The organism is Spirochaetota bacterium (genome assembly GCA_026415295.1).
GTDB lineage: Bacteria > Spirochaetota > JAAYUW01 > JAAYUW01 > JAOAHJ01 > JAOAHJ01.
This window is the reverse complement of record JAOAHJ010000037.1, coordinates 1-19,253: the sequence shown is the minus strand read 5'-3', so window position 1 is coordinate 19,253 and position 19,253 is coordinate 1. Positions and strand designations below refer to the sequence as shown.

Annotated in this window: 21 protein-coding genes and 1 tRNA gene; 13 read left to right on the top strand and 9 right to left on the bottom strand. The window is 21.5% G+C overall.

The window, feature by feature from the left end; all coding sequences use genetic code 11:
• Positions 1 to 46 precede the first annotated feature (46 nt).
• The 4 genes from acpS to N3A58_08485 all read left to right on the top strand — a co-directional run bounded on the left by acpS (position 47) and on the right by N3A58_08485 (position 2,809).
• Positions 47 to 571, top strand: coding sequence for a holo-ACP synthase (acpS, locus tag N3A58_08500; GenBank protein MCX8059437.1), 525 nt, complete (start codon positions 47 to 49; stop codon positions 569 to 571).
• A gap of 34 nt (positions 572 to 605) precedes the next feature.
• Complete coding sequence (locus N3A58_08495) at positions 606 to 1,454, top strand: DUF2225 domain-containing protein (protein ID MCX8059436.1); 849 nt, start codon at positions 606 to 608, stop codon at positions 1,452 to 1,454.
• Positions 1,455 to 1,473: 19 nt separating this feature from the next.
• Complete coding sequence (locus tag N3A58_08490) at positions 1,474 to 2,307, top strand: hypothetical protein (GenBank protein ID MCX8059435.1); 834 nt, start codon at positions 1,474 to 1,476, stop codon at positions 2,305 to 2,307.
• 97 nt (positions 2,308 to 2,404) lie between these two features.
• A complete protein-coding gene (locus tag N3A58_08485; protein ID MCX8059434.1) occupies positions 2,405 to 2,809 on the top strand; it encodes a polymer-forming cytoskeletal protein in 405 nt (134 codons plus the stop codon).
• An 8-nt stretch (positions 2,810 to 2,817) separates the two neighbouring features.
• Here the strand turns inward: N3A58_08485 and N3A58_08480 are convergent, their stop codons facing one another.
• Entirely contained in the window at positions 2,818 to 3,939 is a 1,122-nt protein-coding gene (locus tag N3A58_08480; GenBank protein MCX8059433.1) for a hypothetical protein, read from the bottom strand.
• 170 nt (positions 3,940 to 4,109) lie between these two features.
• On the opposite strand from N3A58_08480, the gene N3A58_08475 reads away from it, so the two are divergent.
• From N3A58_08475 to N3A58_08465, 3 genes are read left to right on the top strand one after another with little or no spacing between them, the layout of a single operon-like run.
• Complete coding sequence (locus N3A58_08475; protein ID MCX8059432.1) at positions 4,110 to 5,228, top strand: histidinol-phosphate aminotransferase family protein; 1,119 nt, start codon at positions 4,110 to 4,112, stop codon at positions 5,226 to 5,228.
• A gap of 18 nt (positions 5,229 to 5,246) precedes the next feature.
• Positions 5,247 to 5,525 (top strand): hypothetical protein, encoded by a 279-nt coding sequence (locus N3A58_08470; protein MCX8059431.1) that lies wholly within the window; start codon positions 5,247 to 5,249, stop codon positions 5,523 to 5,525.
• Positions 5,503 to 6,075 (top strand): 2-C-methyl-D-erythritol 2,4-cyclodiphosphate synthase, encoded by a 573-nt coding sequence (locus tag N3A58_08465; protein MCX8059430.1) that lies wholly within the window; start codon positions 5,503 to 5,505, stop codon positions 6,073 to 6,075. Before N3A58_08470 ends, N3A58_08465 begins: the two co-directional genes overlap by 23 nt.
• A gap of 6 nt (positions 6,076 to 6,081) precedes the next feature.
• Here the strand turns inward: N3A58_08465 and N3A58_08460 are convergent, their stop codons facing one another.
• Positions 6,082 to 7,194, bottom strand: a complete 1,113-nt coding sequence (locus N3A58_08460) for a DHH family phosphoesterase (GenBank protein MCX8059429.1) — start codon at positions 7,192 to 7,194, stop codon at positions 6,082 to 6,084.
• A 77-nt stretch (positions 7,195 to 7,271) separates the two neighbouring features.
• Positions 7,272 to 9,008: an apolipoprotein N-acyltransferase gene (lnt, locus tag N3A58_08455; GenBank protein ID MCX8059428.1), complete on the bottom strand. Its 1,737-nt coding sequence runs from the start codon at positions 9,006 to 9,008 to the stop codon at positions 7,272 to 7,274.
• A gap of 187 nt (positions 9,009 to 9,195) precedes the next feature.
• Between lnt and N3A58_08450 the strand changes: the two genes are divergently transcribed.
• Together N3A58_08450 and N3A58_08445 are read left to right on the top strand one after the other, a co-directional pair.
• Positions 9,196 to 9,266, top strand: a tRNA-Gly gene (locus N3A58_08450).
• Between the two features lie 25 nt (positions 9,267 to 9,291).
• Positions 9,292 to 10,206, top strand: a complete 915-nt coding sequence (locus tag N3A58_08445) for a GAF domain-containing protein (GenBank protein ID MCX8059427.1) — start codon at positions 9,292 to 9,294, stop codon at positions 10,204 to 10,206.
• A gap of 167 nt (positions 10,207 to 10,373) precedes the next feature.
• Here the strand turns inward: N3A58_08445 and N3A58_08440 are convergent, their stop codons facing one another.
• The 6 genes from N3A58_08440 to N3A58_08415 form a co-directional block, all read right to left on the bottom strand.
• Positions 10,374 to 11,729: a thymidine phosphorylase gene (locus tag N3A58_08440; protein MCX8059426.1), complete on the bottom strand. Its 1,356-nt coding sequence runs from the start codon at positions 11,727 to 11,729 to the stop codon at positions 10,374 to 10,376.
• A gap of 58 nt (positions 11,730 to 11,787) precedes the next feature.
• Positions 11,788 to 12,300, bottom strand: a complete 513-nt coding sequence (locus tag N3A58_08435; protein ID MCX8059425.1) for a nitroreductase family protein — start codon at positions 12,298 to 12,300, stop codon at positions 11,788 to 11,790.
• A gap of 250 nt (positions 12,301 to 12,550) precedes the next feature.
• Positions 12,551 to 13,081, bottom strand: coding sequence for a TIGR00725 family protein (locus N3A58_08430; GenBank protein ID MCX8059424.1), 531 nt, complete (start codon positions 13,079 to 13,081; stop codon positions 12,551 to 12,553).
• A gap of 66 nt (positions 13,082 to 13,147) precedes the next feature.
• Positions 13,148 to 14,023: a 2,3,4,5-tetrahydropyridine-2,6-dicarboxylate N-succinyltransferase gene (locus tag N3A58_08425; protein MCX8059423.1), complete on the bottom strand. Its 876-nt coding sequence runs from the start codon at positions 14,021 to 14,023 to the stop codon at positions 13,148 to 13,150.
• Between the two features lie 43 nt (positions 14,024 to 14,066).
• Positions 14,067 to 15,707 carry a methyl-accepting chemotaxis protein gene (locus N3A58_08420; protein ID MCX8059422.1) on the bottom strand — a complete coding sequence of 547 codons (1,641 nt, stop codon included), beginning with the start codon at positions 15,705 to 15,707 and terminating at the stop codon, positions 14,067 to 14,069.
• Between the two features lie 104 nt (positions 15,708 to 15,811).
• Positions 15,812 to 17,260: a tetratricopeptide repeat protein gene (locus tag N3A58_08415; GenBank protein MCX8059421.1), complete on the bottom strand. Its 1,449-nt coding sequence runs from the start codon at positions 17,258 to 17,260 to the stop codon at positions 15,812 to 15,814.
• Positions 17,261 to 17,560: 300 nt separating this feature from the next.
• Between N3A58_08415 and rpsU the strand changes: the two genes are divergently transcribed.
• The 4 genes from rpsU to N3A58_08395 all read left to right on the top strand — a co-directional run.
• Positions 17,561 to 17,776, top strand: a complete 216-nt coding sequence (gene rpsU / locus N3A58_08410; GenBank protein ID MCX8059420.1) for a 30S ribosomal protein S21 — start codon at positions 17,561 to 17,563, stop codon at positions 17,774 to 17,776.
• Between the two features lie 130 nt (positions 17,777 to 17,906).
• On the top strand, positions 17,907 to 18,179 hold the full coding sequence (locus N3A58_08405; protein MCX8059419.1) for a cupin domain-containing protein: 273 nt from the start codon (positions 17,907 to 17,909) through the stop codon (positions 18,177 to 18,179).
• 62 nt (positions 18,180 to 18,241) lie between these two features.
• On the top strand, positions 18,242 to 18,715 hold the full coding sequence (locus N3A58_08400; GenBank protein ID MCX8059418.1) for an Lrp/AsnC family transcriptional regulator: 474 nt from the start codon (positions 18,242 to 18,244) through the stop codon (positions 18,713 to 18,715).
• Positions 18,715 to 19,253, top strand: a 539-nt coding sequence (locus N3A58_08395) for a hypothetical protein (protein ID MCX8059417.1), incomplete at its 3' end; no start/stop codon positions are given. The genes N3A58_08400 and N3A58_08395, both read left to right, overlap by 1 nt.

The window sequence follows — 19,253 nt, the reverse complement described above, 5'->3', positions numbered from 1 at the left end:
TTGAAAAAAAATTTATTTATAAATATATTTAATTAAATAAAATGTTATGAAAATATTTGGCATTGGTATAGATATAGTACAAAATAATAGAATCAAAAATAATATATTAAAAAACAAAAATAATACAAAAAATTATTTATTAAAAAAAGAGATAAAAGAGCTTATAAATCTCATAGAGGATAAATTTTTAAATAACAATACAAAAAACTTAAATGAAAAACTTAATTTTAATTTAATAAATAAAGAGTTTAAAGAAGCTTTTTTTTATATAAATATTTATTTTCTTTTAAGAATCTATACTCTAAATGAAATTAAAAATAGTTTAACAAAAGCAAATATTATTGAATACTTTGCTTCCAGGTTTGCAGCAAAAGAAGCATGTGTTAAAGCTCTTAAAAAAGGTTTTGGCAATGGAGTATCTTATAAAAGTGTAGAAATAATGCAAGAAGAAAATTTTCCAAAAATTATTTTGCATGAGCCTTTAATAAAAGAATTTAATAAAAATACAATTCATTTATCGATTTCTCATGAAAAAAATTATTCTACTGCTATTGTTATAGTTGAAAATTAAATGATTTATTTTTAAAAATAAAAAAGGATGGTAAATGCTTAAAATTTCTTTTTTTTCAAAAGAAGATATACTTTGTCCAATTTGTGAAGAAAAATTTAAAAGGGAAAATATGCTTACAGGGGGAGGAAGATTAAATGCTGGTGAATTAACAGATGAATTAAGAAGAATATATAATCCTACAAAAAAATTTGGAAAAATAAATCCTCTTATATATCCAATTACTGTTTGCCCTAAATGTTTTTTTGCTGCATATTCACAAGATTTTGATGATTTTCCACAAAAAAATAGAGATCTATTAATTAACGACACAAAAAAAAGAATAGATTTTATAAAAGAAATATTCGATGATATAGATTTTAGAAAAGAAAGAACTATCAAGGAAGGAATTGCAAGCTATATTTTGACTATTTATTCTTATGCTTTTTTTCCTCAATCTTTTTCACCATCTACTAAAAAAGCCTTATCTGCTTTAAGATGTTCATGGTTACTAAATGATTTATATGAAGAAACAAAAGATGAAAAATACAGTGCTTTACTAAATATTATGTATAAAAAAGCATACTTATTATTTCAAGAAGCTTATGAAAAAGTTGAAAAAGGGAAAGAAGCTTTTGATAGAATTAAATTTGGTCCTGACCTTGATAAGGATTTTGGTTTCAATGGTTTTCTCTATATATATGTTTACCTTTTTTTAAAATTCGGTCTTGATCAAATTAAAGATATCGAAGAAAAAATAAAAACTATAGATAAAATGAAGATTATTATTTCAAAAGTTTTTGGTATGGGAAAATCGAGTAAAGAAAAAACTGTTTTTCTCCTTGATAAATCTAGAGCAATGTATGATAGATTAAATGAAATACAAAAAGAATTGCAAAACAAATAATGTTTATTAATTATTTTTTATGGCAAAATATCTAACTTATATCCAATATGATGGTTCCATTTTTAATGGATTTCAAATACAAAAAGATGAAAAAAGTGTAGCTTATTTTATTAATAAAGCCTTAAGATCAATTCCAACTTATAAAAATGTTTTACAATATGCTGGTAGAACTGATTCAAAAGTACACTCACTTGGTAATGCGATTTCATTCGAACTTGAAAAATATTTTCACCCTGATACAATAAATAAAATATTAAATTCAATTTTACCAAAAGAAATTAGAGCAGTTAAAACTTGTCTAGTCAAAGAAGATTTTAATCCCAGATTTGATGCAATAAAAAGAATCTATTTATATATAATTTACATTGACAATTTTCTACCTCCATTTTTATCAAATAAAGTTTACTTTATTAATAGAGAAAGATTATATAATAATACAAATCTTTTAGATATAGATATTACTAAATTTAAGAATATTTTAAAATTATTTGAAGGATATTATAACTTTGAAGCTTATACAACAAGTTCTGAAAAAAGAAATAAATGGAGATATATTTACTCAATAATAATAAAAAAAATAAATTCTCCTACAATTTCAAAAAGCGGTTTTTTTTACTTTATTCAAATATCAGGAAAATCTTTTTTACATAAACAAATAAGAGGATTAATTGGTTGTTCACTATATGCATATAATTTATTAATCCAGAATCAAAATAATGAAAATGAGATTTTCATAAAAATTAAAGAATCTCTTATTAATGGCAAGAAACCTTTTAATTTTTCTTTTGCCCCACCTGAAGGATTATATTTTAAAAAAGTCATATTTAAAAATGATATTTATATAAACAAGTAAAAAAAAAATAAACATAAGTTTATTAAAATTTGACAGAATTTTTTTTTTTATTAATCTGTTGATAGTAAAATTTAACATTATTTTTTAAGGAGATTTTATGTCTAAAACTAATATTACTGAAATAATTGAATCAGAAATTGATACAGTATTAGCAGAAGATATTGACTTCACTGGTGTTCTAAAATTTAATAAATCGCTTATGATTAAGGGGAAGTTTGAAGGAAATATAGAAGCAAAAGGTCATCTATTCCTTGGCCCCAACTCTTATGTAAAAGCAGAAATTAAAGTTGACAAACTGACATGCTACGGTAAGATTGATGGCAATATTTATGCAACAGAAAGAGTTGAGCTTTCTAAGGAATCTGAATTGAATGGAGACATTTTTACTCCCGATCTTGTTATAGAATCTGGGTGTAAATTTAATGGTAAATGTTCAATGGATATTAAAAAATCACCACATCAACAACAGACCCAACAACAGCAACCACAGCAGAAGAAATAATTTATAGATTAAATGTTTATTATTGATTTAATCTTATTATACAACATTATCCAGTGATTTAAATATAAATCCTCTGGCCTACTTAAAGGCCAATTTTCTATTTTAAATAAATTTTGATCCTTTTTTATCATTTCCAATATATCATATAAATCCTTTTTTTCTTTTTTCAAATAATTTTTTTCTGTTTTAATTTTTTGATTAATATTTTGATTAGATAATTTATAAAAGATATATCTCTCTAGAGAGTTTATTAACATTTTCCTTTTATTTGAAAAAACAAAAGAAACCATATTGAAAAATTCTTTTTCATCAAATTCATTTAAAATAGGATCTTTCGGATAAAGAAAAAAACATGTTGAGTCCACTTTCGGAATAGGATAAAATGAATTTTTGGAAATATCGAAACATTTTTCAATACTAAAATGATAGTTTACAAAAACAGTTAAAAATGAAGCTTTATCCTCTTTATTTTTTCTCTTTTTTATTTTTTTTTCTTTACAAACTTCATTACTATCTTTAATATCTCCATTTTTACAAATTAAAAACCTATTAAAAAGATTGATTCTCTCAAAGTACTCTTTTTGTACTATCAAAAAAGAAAAAATTAAATTATTCTTCATTTTTGCAAGTAGGTTAATTATTTTCGAAGATATATTGTAAGGAATTGCTCCAATAACTATATATTTTTTATTTTTTTCTACCAAATTCTCAAAATTCACTTTTAGTAAATCTTCATTAATTATCTCTATATTTAAGTTCTCATATAAGTAATTAAGTAATTTACTATAAAACTTATCATATTCAATTACATAAAGTTTTCTAAAAAAATTTTTAATAAAACAAGTTAAATTTCCACTTCCCCCACCTATTTCTATTCCATAATTATCTTTACTTTTAATTTTTTGAGATAAAATAAAATAAATTTTTTTTGCAATATTTTTATCAATTAAAAAATTTTGACCTAAAGTTTTAATAAAATTTACATTATATAATTTAAAAAACTCATTTAAGAATTTTTTATTATAAAAAGGATATTTTTCTATCAATTCAATATCAACTTCAAATATATTTGAAATACAATTCTTTATCTCTTTAATAGTTTGATTTTTGCTTATATCATTTATTTCCATCTTTAAATACCTAATTTTTAAAATAAAATAATCTATTTGCTAATTTTGTAAATCAAATACAATTTAAGAAATTAAATTATTTTATTAATTAAACCATATTAAAAATTTGATTTAATTATTTTTTTTATTATTCTATAAAAAATTATTTAAATATTTTCAAAAATATACTTATGAAGAAAGAAAATTACTTTTTTAGAAAAAATTTAATTAATAAAAATGAAAATTTTATTGATGTAAAAGAGAATCTAATAAATTTAAGTTTAAATGAATCACCATTTAATCCATTTTTACTATTGAAACATGAAGATTTAAAAGAAATAGTAAACTTTAGTATTAATATTTATCCAAGAAAAGAATTAGAAAATTCACTTAAAGAAAAGATTTGTAAATATAACAATGAGTTTTTGACTAAAAATGAAACTGATCTAAAAGAAATTATTAATCCATCAAATATAATTTTAGGAAATGGTATTGATGAATTATTATATATTCTATTTATGTCTATTAATGATTATAAATCTAAAATTTTAATATCAATACCCACATATCCTGATTATAAAAACTATGCTCTATCTGTAGGATTAAATGTGTTGGAAATACCTTTAATAGAAAATTTTCAATTAAATGTTTCAAAAATAATAAAAGAAAGCAAGAATAAAGAAGTTAAATTAATTATTATATGCAACCCAAATAATCCTACTGGGAATTTAATAAATAGTGCAGATATATATTATTTGTTAGAGAATATAAAAGATAAATTAATACTTATAGATGAAGCTTACTTTGAGTTTTCCAAAGTAACTTTTTTAAAACATGTAAATCTTTATCCAAATTTAATTATCGCTAGATCCTTTTCTAAAGGATTTTTTGCTCCAGGTTTGAGGCTAGGATATTTTGTAAGTTCTGTTCTAAACATTAAAGAATTAAATAAAGTTAAAGGTGTTTATAATTTATCAAATTTAACCCAATTTATTGGAATTAAATTTCTTGAAAATTTAGAAAAATTTGAACAAAGAATTGAATATATATGTAAGCTGAGAGATTTCATTTTTAATAGATTACAAGCAATTAAAAATATTGAACCATATCCATCTTCTACAAATTTTATACTATTTAAATGTAAATTTGACTCTACAAAATTATATGAATATTTGTTAAAAAAAGAGATTTCATTAAGAAATGTTTCTAAATTATATAATCTTTATAATTGTTTAAGAGTTTCTATTGGTACAAAGGAAAATATGGATTTTTTTATAAAAAATATTTTAGAATTTAATGAACAAAGTTAAAAAACTAAAAATAAAAAAATGAATATATATTATATTGTTATTATAATTCTCTCATTTTTAGTTGTACTGCTTTTCTTTTATATTATTTATATAACAAACAGAAACTTAACCAACAGTAAAGATAATCCTAATCTAAAAAATATTAAAAGAGTATGTCCTTTGTGTGGTTCAAAACTAGGACAAAACGATTGTGTTCTTGGAGATTATATAGTAGTAGATGGTAAGAAAAAAGTCTATATATATGGTTGTAATTATTGTTTAAAAGGGAATATTCATGGGAAAAGAATCTCTTTATGATATCAATTCAAACTTTATAAACCCAAATAACTTGGAATATGTTACAGGATTTGGATTTGATATTCATAAATTAAAAAAAGTTTACTTTATCAAAAACAATAGATTAACCTTGGGTGGTTATACATTTTTTTTTAATTACAAATTTATTGCACATTCAGATGGAGATATTATTATTCATGCAATTATAGATTCTATAATCTCTCCTTTATTTAATAAAGATATAGGCCAATTATTTCCTGATAATGATAGAAATTATAAAAATATAGATTCAAAATATTTGCTTAAAAAAGTTTTAGAAAAAATAGAAAATGATATTTTAAATAAAAACCTTTATTTAAAATTTATAAGTTTTGATATTGTTTTTTGTAATGATATTATAAAAATTTCAAATATCAAAAATAAAATCACTGAATCATTAAAATATTTTTTCCCTTCCACAAATATTTCTATTAAAGGTAAAAGATCTGAAGGGTTGTTTAAAAAAAATTACTGTTTATGCTTTGTTAATTCTCTTATGCTTTTAGATAAAAGAATATTCTTTAATAATTAATTATATTTAACAAAAGTAAATTTGTCCCAAATTGAAAATTTCTTCTTTTATCTTTTCTATAAATTTATCAAAATTAAAATTTTTATCTTTTTTTATTATAAAACCTGAAGCTTGGGGATGTCCGCCTCCTCCAAAATTTTTACAAAAATTATATGCAAAATCATTTTTTGCTCTAACCGAACCTTTTACTTCATATTCCTTTTCTATTATAAATATAACTGCTTCAGAGTTTTTAATGGAATTTAAATGATTAATAAAACCATTAGAGACAATGTTTGGATCAATATTTTCTTTTCTTAAAAAGTCATAAGAAACTTTTGCAAGAATGACTTTATCATCATAAAATCCATCAATCTCCAACAAAATTTTACCCCAAATTTTTAATATATCCTTGTTACTATTTTTTAAAACTCTATCCTTTGCTTTTTCGAAATCAGCTCCCATATTTAATAAAAAATAGGAATTTTTAAAAGTTGAAATATTTGTATTCTTATTTTGAAAACAATATGTGTCATAAATTATTCCCTCTGCTAAATAAGTTAATATTATTTTATCATTAACTATTTTTTCATATACATTAATATCAAAATTTTTTATTTTTTTAATTATATTTATTATAATCTCTGAAGTTGAAGAAATATTAGGTAAAACAAAATTAATAGTAGCTTTTATATTATTATCAAAATGATGATCTATATTAATTAAGGTGTTTTTTTCAATAACTTTATAAATATCGTTTTTACTTAATTCTAACCAATTAAAAATTCTATAATAATTTGATGAATCAAGAACACAAATTTTATTTTCTTTCAAATTTTCTATCAAATCGAATTTAATCTCAAGTTTATTGAATTTTTTCTCATTATAATATTTGATATAATAAAGTTTATTATTTTCAAATAAATAAAACTCTTCATAAAAATCAAATAAAAAAAGTGGAAAATCATAATTAATAAGAAATATTTTACTATTAATTCCCAAATATTTTAATATTTTTTTAAAGGCAAAAATAGAACCGATCGCATCTCCATCTGGATCAAAATGAGTAAATAATAGTAGCTCATTATAATCATTTTTATTTAATAAATTAAATAATTTTTTATAATTATTTAAAATCATAATTTGATATTCCTAAAATAAAATTAAATAACAAAAAATAAATTTTTATATTTTTATTTTTTTAGAAAAACTTAAATTTAACTCTTTATTCTTTTCAAAATTTTAAAGTAAATAATCAAAAAAAATATAGAAAATAAATACACAAAAACTATATATCTTATAAAAAAAATTAAATTTATACCAAAACTTTCATAAATTGTTTTACTTTTAGGAATATATAGCAAATTAGTAGTAAACCCTGTTACATTCTCATTTATATTATTTAATATTTCCCCTCTATTATTAATAATAGCAGAAATTCCAGTAGAGCTAGAACGAAAAAGCATAACATTAAATTCCACTGTTCTGAATACTTGCAAATAAAGATGTTGTTTTGGTTGATAGGTATTCATATAATAAGAGTCATTAGTAATATTAATAAAGAATTGAGCTCCTTTTTTCTTCATTTGGTAAAAAAGATAAGAATATATACCTTCGAAACATATAGTAGGATAAAATCTGTAAGATTCTCTTTTATCTGTAATATTGGAGTTTTTTGTTGTAGATATAACAAACGGATCAATTAATTCTCCTTTATGTTGAGATATACCTACTTCGGGAGCTAATTTTTCTAAAAATTTTAATATATCAGAAAATGGAATAAATTCCCCAAAAGGAACCAAATGAATTTTATTATAAATAAATATTTTCCCTTCCTTATTTATAAGTGAAGCACAATTATAATAATATTTTCCATCATAATATGGAAAACCGATTATAATATTTATATTATTTTTAATAACAGACTTAGTAATTAAATTTTTGTTATCTTCTGAATCCATAAAAAAATCTGGATAGCTTGATTCAGACCATACTATAAGATCTGTTTCGTTTTTCAAAATATCATTTGCATCTATAATTTTTTTTAACATTTTGGGGAAATATTCATACCGAAATTTAAAATTAAGAGGATAATTATGTTGAGCTATAGTTATTTTTAAATTAGTTTTTTCCATTTTTTTAAAGGGATCTACATAATACCATAAAATAGGAAATAAAATCAAAAAAATTAAAACAATCACTGGTTTTTTTAATTCTTTAAATATTAAACTTTTTCCACTTTTTATTAAAGTATTTGAAAAATTTAAATTTATGTTATAATATACATTTTCTTTACCATCATTTTTAATTTCTTTCTCAATTATTTTTAAGTTAATAACTATTCCATAAACTCTTACTATTATTAAGTATAATATGTAATTTATAAATAAAACCCAAATTGAAACAAAAATATATCCAAAAATAGAAGCTATAGATATAAATTTTGGATAAATAGCTACTGGCAATGATACATTAAACCATGGAAAAGATAATTGCCCTGAAAACATAATCAGTTCATAAAATAATTGTGATAGAATAAATATCAAAGGATAATTTATTTTTTTAATTTTTTGAATCCTTTTTAATAAATTAAAGAAAAAATAAACAAAATAAAAAATAACAAAACTAAATATAGTCAATGTTAACGCAAGTCCTAAATAAGCCAAATACATAACTTTAACATAGGATGTAATTTTATTTATAAATAAAGTTAAAAAAAGATATAAAGTAAAGTAAAATAAAAAAATTATTTTTTTAGCATCTTTATTCTCTTTCTCTATTTTATATAAAACAAAAAATAGAGGAACATAAGATATAAAAATAAAATAGTTATAACCTATAAAATAAAATGATAATATAATTAAAATAATAGATAAAAGAAGTAGTAAATAAAAAAATTTAATTTTTAAATTATTAAAAAAGTCATTTATTTTAGAATTTTCAGATAAATTCATAGTATTTTCCTGATTAAATTTTTGAAAATAAATTATATTATAATCAAAATTTAAAATTATTTATCTCAACCTAATTGTATTTATATTTTTAAAAATTACAATTTTAATTTTTTATATATATTTTAAATATAATAAATTTGACTTTTTTAATTTTTATTTTAATAATTTTCTTGTAATAAAATTCAAAGCACCTGTAATTCAATGGTAGAATGCAAGCTTCCCAAGCTTGATACGCGGGTTCGATTCCCGTCAGGTGCTTTTTATTTTTTTTAGGAAGCTTTTTATGGACTTTATCCTAAATCCATTAATTACTTTAAACATTAAAGAAAATTTTCAAATTCTAAAATCGTTTATTAAAGAAAATTTTAATATAGATTCTGATTTTTTTCTTTATATAAATGGCAAAATATATTATTTAAATTCTTCTATAATTCAAAATATAAAAACCGAGATAAAAACAATTGATGAGTTTAACCCAACAATAATTACACTTTTCATCAAAGAATATTTAAAAAATAATAATATAAAGTTACACTATATTGCTTTTGTTGAAAATTCTAAAATAATTTTAACTTTTAATAATCAGCTAAACGAAAAAAGTTTAAATTTTATTCAGAATTATATAATTAATGTTCTAATGAAAAATTTATACGAATACAAAGTTTTAAATTATGAAGATGAGATAAAAACATTGACTAAAAAATACAGTGAATTAAAAAATTTAAGAGATATCATTTTCAACATAACTTTAGAGATAGAGAAGGAATTTGATTTTTCCAAAATTATCCATAATATTTTACAATTATTACTACAGCAAACAAAATCCGATTGTTGTTCTATTTCTATTCCCCAAAAAGACAACTTTACTTTTTGTTATATTTCAGATAAAGAACATGAAAAACTAAGAAACATGTTAATAAATATAAATGAAGGGCTTATTGGAAAAGCTTACTCTGAAAAAAAGATAATTATAGAAAATAACCCAAATAATTCAACTATATGGAATAAAAATATTGCTAAAGAATTGAATTATTTCCCAGATGCAATAGTTGCAAACCCTATAATTGATAAAAAGGGAAATGTAGTAGGAATACTTGAAATTTTTAAAAAAGGCAAAGATGAAATTTTTACTGAGGATGATATAAAAATAATTAAAATATTTTCATTTTTTATATTAAAACTTATCAAAAATGAATAGTGATTTTTAATAAATTTCAATTTTTTTGCAAAAATTATAATTTATAGTAGGAAAATTAACTTTAATTACTTTGAACAATTTCATAAAAATTTAATTTATTTTTATTAATTTATTATTCTCAAACTCCATATTTATTATATTTAAATTTTAATAATTAAAATTAATATTTATAATAATTTCTCAATAATCAATTTTCTTTTTTCTGGTTTATTATTTGAAAAAATAATAGCATCTTTTAATTTATTTTTAACATCATTGATCTTTTCCTCAGAATCACTAAAAAGTGTCATGATCTTATCATCTTCACTTACTAAATCTCCTGTTTTCTTGTAAAACACTATTCCAGCTGAAGGATCTATTTTATCTTCCTTTTTAGTTCTTCCAGCTCCAAGAATACATGAGAACAATCCTATCTTATAGGAATCTATAGACTCGATAGAACTATTTTGATTAAAGTTTATATTATTAATCTCTTTTATGTTAAAGTCTTTTTTAATATCCAAAAAATATATATCTTTTGAATATTTAGGTTTTTTAAATACTTCGTAATTCATAATTATATTTTGATCCCCATTTTGTGCTTTTACAATATCACAAAACCTTTGCAAAGCTTTCCCATTTTTAAGATTTTCATAACATAAATCTTTAGCTTTATTAACTTCAATCCCTTTAGCTAAATGTAACATATGTGCAGAAAGTTCAAGAGTTATTTCTACAACATCATTAGCATAAAAATTACCTTTTAATATTTCAATAGATTCTATTATTTCTAAAGAATTCCCTATTGTATATCCCAAAGGTTCATCCATGTTTGTTAAAATACAAACTGTTTTTATATTATTTAATCTCCCTGTTTCAATTAAAAATTCCCCTAGTTTCCTTGAACTTTCTATATCTTTCATGAATGCACCTTTCCCAACTTTCAAATCTATTACTAAGTTTTTTGTACCTTCAGCTATCTTTTTTGACATAATAGAAGATGTTATTAATGGGATAGACTCAACAGTCCCAGTAGAATCTCTTAAAGCATATAGATATTTATCAGCAGGGGCTATATCTTCTGTCTGTCCAATCATAGCAACTTTATTTTTCTTAAGAAGCTCATAGAAACCGTTAATATCAAAAAATACATTAAAACCTGGTATTGACTCTAATTTATCAAGTGTTCCACCAGTGTGTCCCAATCCTCTACCACTCATCATAGGGACAATAATATCAAAAGAAGCTACTAGAGGTGCAAGAATTATAGAAATCTTATCCCCAACTCCACCGGTAGAATGCTTATCAACTGAAGGTAAATTAAGAAAAGATAAATCACAAATTTTTCCAGAATTTGCCATTTCTTTTGTCAAAATAGATGTCTCCTTAAATGACATTCCATTAAAATAGATAGCCATTAGTAAACTTGAAACTTGATAATCTGGAACTTCTCTATTTTTTATTGAATTAATAAAAAACTTTATTTCATCTTCATTTAATTCAAATCCATCTCTCTTTTTTAATATTATATCAATAAATCTCATATTCTCTCCTAATTATCTTGATAATTTCTATTATTCCACAAATATTTATATCTAATCTTTATTTGTAATAGTTGTAACAAACTATTTCGTCTAAATTTTTTCTTTTTCTAGCAGGAGGGTTTTCATCAGGATATCCAAAAGGAGATAAAGCAACAACTCTTATGTTATTAGGAATTTTCAAAACATCTTTTATTTTCTGCTCATCAAAAGCTCCTATCCAACATGTTCCTAATCCTAGCTCAAAAGCTTGACATATCATAAAAGTCATAGCTATAGATAAATCAACAGTATAAGCAGGTTGTCCACAAGCCATAATCCTACTACTATCTGTAGCACAAGCAACTATAACTATATCTGCTTCTTTTATAAAGAATTGATTATATGATGCAATAGCTATTTTTTCCTTTAATTCAGGATCATTTACTACAATAAATTTCCAATTTTGCTCATTTTTAGCTGAAGGAGCAAGTCTTGCTGCCTCTAAGATAACCTTAATCTTTTCATCTTCGATTTTCTTGTTTTTATATTTCCTAATACTTCTCCTTTTTTTAACAATTTCTTCAAAATCCATAAAAAACTTTCCTTTTTTATTATTAATTTGTGAATTTCTATTTATTTTTAATTATTTAATATTTTTTACCTAAACAGTAAAATTTGAATTAATATAAATAAAATTATATTAATCAATCCATATTATAAAATTCTTGAGAAATTTTTTTATTAAAATTTACCATAAAGATTTACTTTTTATTAATTATTAATTTAATATTAAATAAAAAAAATTAAATTTATAAAAACTTCTTATTAAAAATAATATTATTTTAATAGTTTAGAAATTTAGAGTAATAATAATCTAAATATTTTTCAAGATCTTCTAAATTTTTAGCATCTATAATTTTATAATTTGGATCTTCTTTAATAAATTTATTATCTAAAATTTTCCCTGCAAAATCCTTTGAAACTCCATCAATCCAACTACAACATATTATCACTTTTTTAAATATCCAAGAATAAGACAATTCACATAATGTTCCAGCTTCACCTGCAACAACAATTATAATATCCCCTGAAATTGCTGTAATAATATTTCTGGCAAATCCAATTCCTGTAGGTATAACAATTGAACAATAGCCATTATCACTTCCAAATTGATAATCTGGTAAAATTCCTACTACTAATCCTCCTGCATCAATACAACCTTTTGCTGAGCCTTCCATAACTCCGCTTCTTCCTCCATTAATTAGAACAAAACCCTTTTTCCCAATAATATAACCAATTTTATAAGCCTCATTTTTAACATCTTCAGAACATAATGATGATCCAATTAAAGAAACTTGAAATTTTTTTTTCATAATATAATTAAAATATTTTATTACCTAAATCTAATTAAGTTATCTAAAAATTTATTTGTAATTTTATTATTTATAAAAATCTCTTAAAATCTCATTCAATTGAATTTTAGAATGATCAGATATATCTTCTTTTTTCTTTATAATTAGTGGTGTCTGGAAAATATACTCATCCCCATTTATTATTTTTTTCTTACCTCCAGGTATAACTACCGATCCTGCTGGGACTCTTTTATAATAAATATTACCAGTATTAATATCAATAATAGGAGTTGATGAATTAATAATAGTACCAGTCCCTATTACTGCACCTTCTTCTACTAAAACACCTTCATAAATACCGCAGTTCCCTCCAATAAATACATTGTCTTCTATTATTACAGGTAATTCATTTGGAGGTTCTAAAACACCACCAATTATTGTCCCTGCTGAAATATGGCAATTTTTACCAATTTGAGCACAACTCCCTACTAAAACAAGAGAATCAATCATAGTATTAGCACCAATATAAGCCCCAACATTAATAAATGATGGAGGCATTATTACTACACCTTTATCAATAAAAGTTCCTCTTCTTATAGAAGTACCTCCTGGCACTAACCTGAACAAGTTATTTGTACCTCTATAATCAAACTTATCATTAAATTTGACACCTTCCATATTAAAAGGGAAAAATTCTTTTATTTCAAAGTATTTAAATATAAATAGAATCCCTTCTTTTATCCATCTATTTAATAAATAAGAACTCCCTTTTTTCTCAATTAATTTAATATCCCCGGTTTCTAAAGAAAATAGAAGCTCACTTAAAAATTTTTTTATTCTATCCTTATCTGTAATTTCACCATTCTTAATTTTATTAATAACTTCTTCTAAATACAAATTTGCCTTTTTATCATCTTTATTACTTGAATCATTATTATTTATTAATACATTTTTATCTGTCATAATTATTCCTATTCAAAAACTAACTTATTAATTTAAAAATAAATTAAATTTCTATTTTATTTATTTTTTCTATATCTAATGTCAGTTTTTCTATATTTTTAATATTATCATCTCCAATCTCTTTTATTGATTTAATAATATCTTCAATTTGTTTAAACTCAGTAAAAATTTTTTCAATACTATTTTTTATATCTTCAATGCTATTATCAATATCATTTATATTTTTTTTCCCTTCAGTGACTTCGATTTCAACATTTTTTGAAAATGATTTAATGTCATTTGTAATTCTAACAAGAATTTGTGAAGCTTTAGATATATCTGAAATACCTAAATTTATCTCATTTACACCATTTGTTATTTCATCAAAACCATTATTTAAGTTATTTATTTCATTTTCAAGATTTTCAAAGAAATTTAAAACTTCCTTATTTAGTTTACCAAAATTGATTATAAATTCATTATTTTGTTCTAGATCTTCTGTAATACTATTTGCATTTTTTGAGGTTTTATCTGCTAATTTTCTTATTTCATCAGCAACTACCATAAATCCCTTCCCATACTCACCAGCATGTGAAGCTTCTATAGAAGCATTCATAGCTAAAACATTTGTTTGATCAGCTATATCAACAATTACTTTTGATATTTGTAACAATTTTTCAGATCTTTCTAAAAAATTTTCCATATTATTTTTTATCTTTATAAGTAATTCTTTATTTTGTTTAAATTGATAATTAAGATCTTTTATATTTTCTTGTCTATTCTTAATTATAAGGTTAATTTGATTAATATTTGAAGTAATTTCCAGAAGAGCTGATGAAGTTTCTTCTATGGAAGTTGCTTGTTCATTTATTTTATCTGCAAGGTAAGTTATATTATCTACTATTGCTTTCATAGAATCAACTATATTTTTACTTTTAATTTTTAATTCTAAAGATTTTTTGTTAATAGATTCTAATTCACTATTTGATTTTATAATTGAACTTAGACAGACTTCAGAACTTGAAACAAGATTATTTCCTATTCCTATTATTTCAGATGAATTTTGTATAAGTTTATTCAATTTATCAAATTTCATCATATTTAAATCTCTTTCTCTATTAGCTTCTTTTATAAGTTCATTTGAAAAATTATAAATTTCATATGCAACAACTGTAAGAAGCAAAAAAGATACAAAAGAAATGCTAAATGTAGATTTTGATCTAACTATTTCTTCAACAACCAGATTGGGTTTAATTTTAGAAAAATATGTAATTATTAATAATATTATTAGAACACTACCACTTATTAAAACCTGAATACTTTTAACAGATATTAAAGAAGATATAAAAAGAAAAGCCATCATAAAAAAAGTATATCTATATAAACTTAAATATGACTCAAATTTATAATTTACTATTAAAAAAATTATATTAAGAAAAATATATATTAAAGTTAAATTACTTGAAACAATTAACTTTCCTTTTCTTAAAATAACTAAAGAAGCTACACCTAAAATAGAAGAACTCAACACCAAATAAGCAAAATTAAGGTCTATTTTATTTTTAATTTTATCAAAAACAGCATAAGAAAAGAAAATAATCATTAAAATAGTAGTATAAAAAATATACTTAACTCTTTTTAATTCTTCATGGTTAAATAAATTAAATGTTTTTTTAGGTATATAATAATAAACTATGTTTCTCATATAAATTGCCTCTATTTTTTTAGTACTTGCTGTTTTAAATTTATTTTTAATTTTAGCATTATTATCTCTAATAATTATTTTTAAGTATTTTTACAATTATAAAACTATAACTTTTTGTAAACAATTTTTAATTTTTCAACATCTTTTATTTCATTTTCTAGTTTTAATTCTTTATATATATCAATTGCTTCATTGAAAAATGGAATTGGATCTTCATTATTTTTGGCAACAAGTTTCCCTTTAATAACTAAAGCATCTGCATATTCTTTCATTTGCTTTTTTTCATAAGCTGAAAGCAATACCTCATCTACATATTCTTTTGCAAGTTCAAATTGATTTGTCTCAAAATATAATTTAGAAAAGAATATTTTTATATAGTTTTCATATTTAGAATATAATCCTGAACTAAAGAGTAGTTTTTCTGCTTCTGAAAAATATTTATAAGCATTTTCAAAATCATTCATAAAAAAATATATTTCACCTATATTCCATAAAGATATACTATGAACCTCTTTTTCTCCCAAAGATTTAGAAGTTTGATAAATATTTCTATAAATAGATAAAGACTTATCATATTTTTTATAAGCTTTGTAGATCTCTGCTATATTATTATAAGGGTACAAAACTTCTCTTTCAAAATTATTTTTTTTATAATATTCAACTGAGCTTAAATAATATTTAATTGCTTCATTGTAGTTATCCCTTTCATAAAAGCAATTTCCAAGCACATTATAAATATCTCCTAATATTTTTGATAAAATAGGATATTGTGATTTTCTATATAAACTTTCTATTTCATTTATTTTATTTAACAAAATTTCAATTACTTCAGCATATTTACTCATCCTCAACATATATTCAACAGTTCTATAAACATAAATTGATTCATTGTATATTTTATAAATATCAAGAACTTCAATCCAAGATTTTTTTATTTTTTCTATTTCTTCAATGTTTCCTTTTTGATAATTCATTTCTATTAAAATTTCATATTTTCTTACAATAAATTCTGGATAAATATTAATCTGATTTAATAATCTAGATACTTCTTCATAATTATTCTTTCTTAATTCTATTTTAGACTTTAAAATTAATAATCTTTCATAATTTTCTGAGTTCTTATAAGCAATTGAAATAATGTAATCCAAATATTTAACTACAAAAGAAACTTTTTCTTCATTTATCAAATATTCAATCAAATCAGTAAATATTTTTATAACCTGTTCTTTTTGTAATTTTCTTGTCTCCTGTTGTAATAAATAATTTGTTTCCTCTATAATAGTTTTAACCAAAGATTCTTTATGTTTTTTAAATATATTTTCTCTTTCTTCATTTGTTAGTTCTTTTAAATATTTTTCTCTATCGTCTTTTTTAATAAACTTATAGTTTAAATTATCTAACTTTTCAAATTTTCTCTTGCCAATTTCAGAATTCAAATTTAATAAAATTGTCTCAATATCAATATCTGAAAGAATAGACAAAAAAATTACATTAAATTTTTCCCCAATGGTTGAAGCTATTTTAGCAATATTTTCAAATAAATTATCCATCATATAATTAAACCATCCAATAAAATATCAATATAATTATAATTTATTATTATATTAAAACAATATAGAATTTTAATTAATAAAATAAATTAATTAAATTTTCTTAATTAATATTACTTTTTTATATAATTATTTGATTTTATATTTAAATTATATCAATTTTAAATCTTATCGGTTTATTTAATTTTTATAATTAACAACCTAATAAAATTATTTTTTTTTATAATCAAATTTTTTAAAAATTTTTCTTGACTTATTTTATAATTTTATTAATTAAAGAAATAAGAAAGAGGGGTGATAAAGTTGGCTAGAGTTTTTGCAGATGATAATGAACCTGTTGAACTTGTCATCAAAAGATTTAAAAGAGAATGTGAAAGAGAGGGGATCATTAGGGAATGGAGAAAAAAAGAATTTTATGAAAAACCTTCTGAGATAAGAAAACAAAAGAAAAAAGCTCTCGAAAGAAAATTATTAAAAAAACAGAGAAAAAATCAACAAGGTAAAAAATCTAAGAAGTAATGGATAGCTTAATGCTATCCATTATTTTTTATTTAATTATCAAGTTTTTTAAAAATCAAATAAAGTTTATTATAAAAGTTTATTATATTATAAAATTAAATAAAATTTATATATTTTGAAGAGGTTTCAAATGAGAATAATTATTAAAAAGCTAACACAAAAAGAAATAGAAGAGCTTCATCTTGATAAATGGTTTCCATGGTCATGTGAACCTTCTATATTTGACTGGGAATATCAAGATACTGAGCAATGTTATTTTTTAAAAGGTCATGTAAAAGTTTGGTTAGATGATAAAAATTATTCAGAAATAAAAGCTGGAGATTTTGTTGAATTTCCTAAAGGCTTAAAATGCAAATGGGAAGTTTTAGAAACAGTAGAAAAACTTTATAGATTCATTGATTGAGCTAAGATATAATTAATAATTATGAAAAATTTTTCTAAAAAAATTTATAGGATATTATATTGATGAATAATAATATAGATAATAAAGATTTAAAAATTTTACAAATATTGCAAAAAAACGGAAAAATTACTAATAAAAAGCTTTCAGATGAACTTAATTTATCTCCTCCTTCTGTACTTGAAAGAGTAAAAAGATTAGAAAATTCTGGTTATATTAAAGAATATAAAGCTATTCTTGATAGAGATAAAATTGGAAGACCTATTTTAGCTTTTATCTGTATTTATCTTGAAAAAAACAATGAAGAAACAGTTAATAGTTTATTTAAATATTTAATCAATTTAAATGAAGTTCTTGAAATTTTTCATATAACAGGAAGATTTGATTTTATAGTAAAAGTTTCAGCAAAAAATCTTCAAGATTTAAATAAAGTTATCTCTGCAAAAATTTCTGAATCAGAAGCTGTTAAAAAAGTTGAAACTTTTCTTGTACTAGATGCATTTGAAAGAAATGAATATCCAATTGAAATTGGAGAATAATGAATAAAAAAAATAGATTCCTTGAATTTATTGAATATATTTTAGTAAAATTAATTTTTGGAATTTTTCATCTTTTTCCTTATGAAAAAGGCATAAGATTTGGATCAAAATTATTCAAAATTTTATATATAATACCCATTTTAAGAAAAATAGCATATAAAAATATTGAATTTATTTTTCATGATTACGAAAACTTCTCAAAATTATATAATATTAACATCCCATTTAAAAAATTTAAGAAAATAATATTTCTAAAAAACTTAGAAAACTTAGGTAAAATCTTTTTTACTTTAATCTATTCTCCTAAGATAAATCAAAAAAATATTTCTTCTTTAATAAAAAATAATGTAGACATGGCTTTATTTAACAAATTATTTGAAGAAAGAAAAGGGTTAATATGCTTATCTTTTCATTTTGGTAATTGGGAACTAAATGGAATATTTTTTTCAATGATGGGATATCCAATTAATGTAATTTTCAGACCTTTGGACAATAAGCTTTTAGATAGATATTTACAAAAATATAGGTCTGATAAAAA

Coding starts and splice junctions, on each gene's coding strand:
- acpS (MCX8059437.1), top strand. CDS start 47: ATGAAAATATTTGGCATTGGTATAGATATAGTACAAAATAATAGAATC.
- N3A58_08495 (MCX8059436.1), top strand. CDS start 606: ATGCTTAAAATTTCTTTTTTTTCAAAAGAAGATATACTTTGTCCAATT.
- N3A58_08490 (MCX8059435.1), top strand. CDS start 1,474: ATGGCAAAATATCTAACTTATATCCAATATGATGGTTCCATTTTTAAT.
- N3A58_08485 (MCX8059434.1), top strand. CDS start 2,405: ATGTCTAAAACTAATATTACTGAAATAATTGAATCAGAAATTGATACA.
- N3A58_08480 (MCX8059433.1), bottom strand. CDS start 3,939: ATGGAAATAAATGATATAAGCAAAAATCAAACTATTAAAGAGATAAAG.
- N3A58_08475 (MCX8059432.1), top strand. CDS start 4,110: ATGAAGAAAGAAAATTACTTTTTTAGAAAAAATTTAATTAATAAAAAT.
- N3A58_08470 (MCX8059431.1), top strand. CDS start 5,247: ATGAATATATATTATATTGTTATTATAATTCTCTCATTTTTAGTTGTA.
- N3A58_08465 (MCX8059430.1), top strand. CDS start 5,503: ATGGGAAAAGAATCTCTTTATGATATCAATTCAAACTTTATAAACCCA.
- N3A58_08460 (MCX8059429.1), bottom strand. CDS start 7,194: ATGATTTTAAATAATTATAAAAAATTATTTAATTTATTAAATAAAAAT.
- lnt (MCX8059428.1), bottom strand. CDS start 9,008: ATGAATTTATCTGAAAATTCTAAAATAAATGACTTTTTTAATAATTTA.
- N3A58_08445 (MCX8059427.1), top strand. CDS start 9,292: ATGGACTTTATCCTAAATCCATTAATTACTTTAAACATTAAAGAAAAT.
- N3A58_08440 (MCX8059426.1), bottom strand. CDS start 11,729: ATGAGATTTATTGATATAATATTAAAAAAGAGAGATGGATTTGAATTA.
- N3A58_08435 (MCX8059425.1), bottom strand. CDS start 12,300: ATGGATTTTGAAGAAATTGTTAAAAAAAGGAGAAGTATTAGGAAATAT.
- N3A58_08430 (MCX8059424.1), bottom strand. CDS start 13,081: ATGAAAAAAAAATTTCAAGTTTCTTTAATTGGATCATCATTATGTTCT.
- N3A58_08425 (MCX8059423.1), bottom strand. CDS start 14,023: ATGACAGATAAAAATGTATTAATAAATAATAATGATTCAAGTAATAAA.
- N3A58_08420 (MCX8059422.1), bottom strand. CDS start 15,707: ATGAGAAACATAGTTTATTATTATATACCTAAAAAAACATTTAATTTA.
- N3A58_08415 (MCX8059421.1), bottom strand. CDS start 17,260: ATGATGGATAATTTATTTGAAAATATTGCTAAAATAGCTTCAACCATT.
- N3A58_08405 (MCX8059419.1), top strand. CDS start 17,907: ATGAGAATAATTATTAAAAAGCTAACACAAAAAGAAATAGAAGAGCTT.
- N3A58_08400 (MCX8059418.1), top strand. CDS start 18,242: ATGAATAATAATATAGATAATAAAGATTTAAAAATTTTACAAATATTG.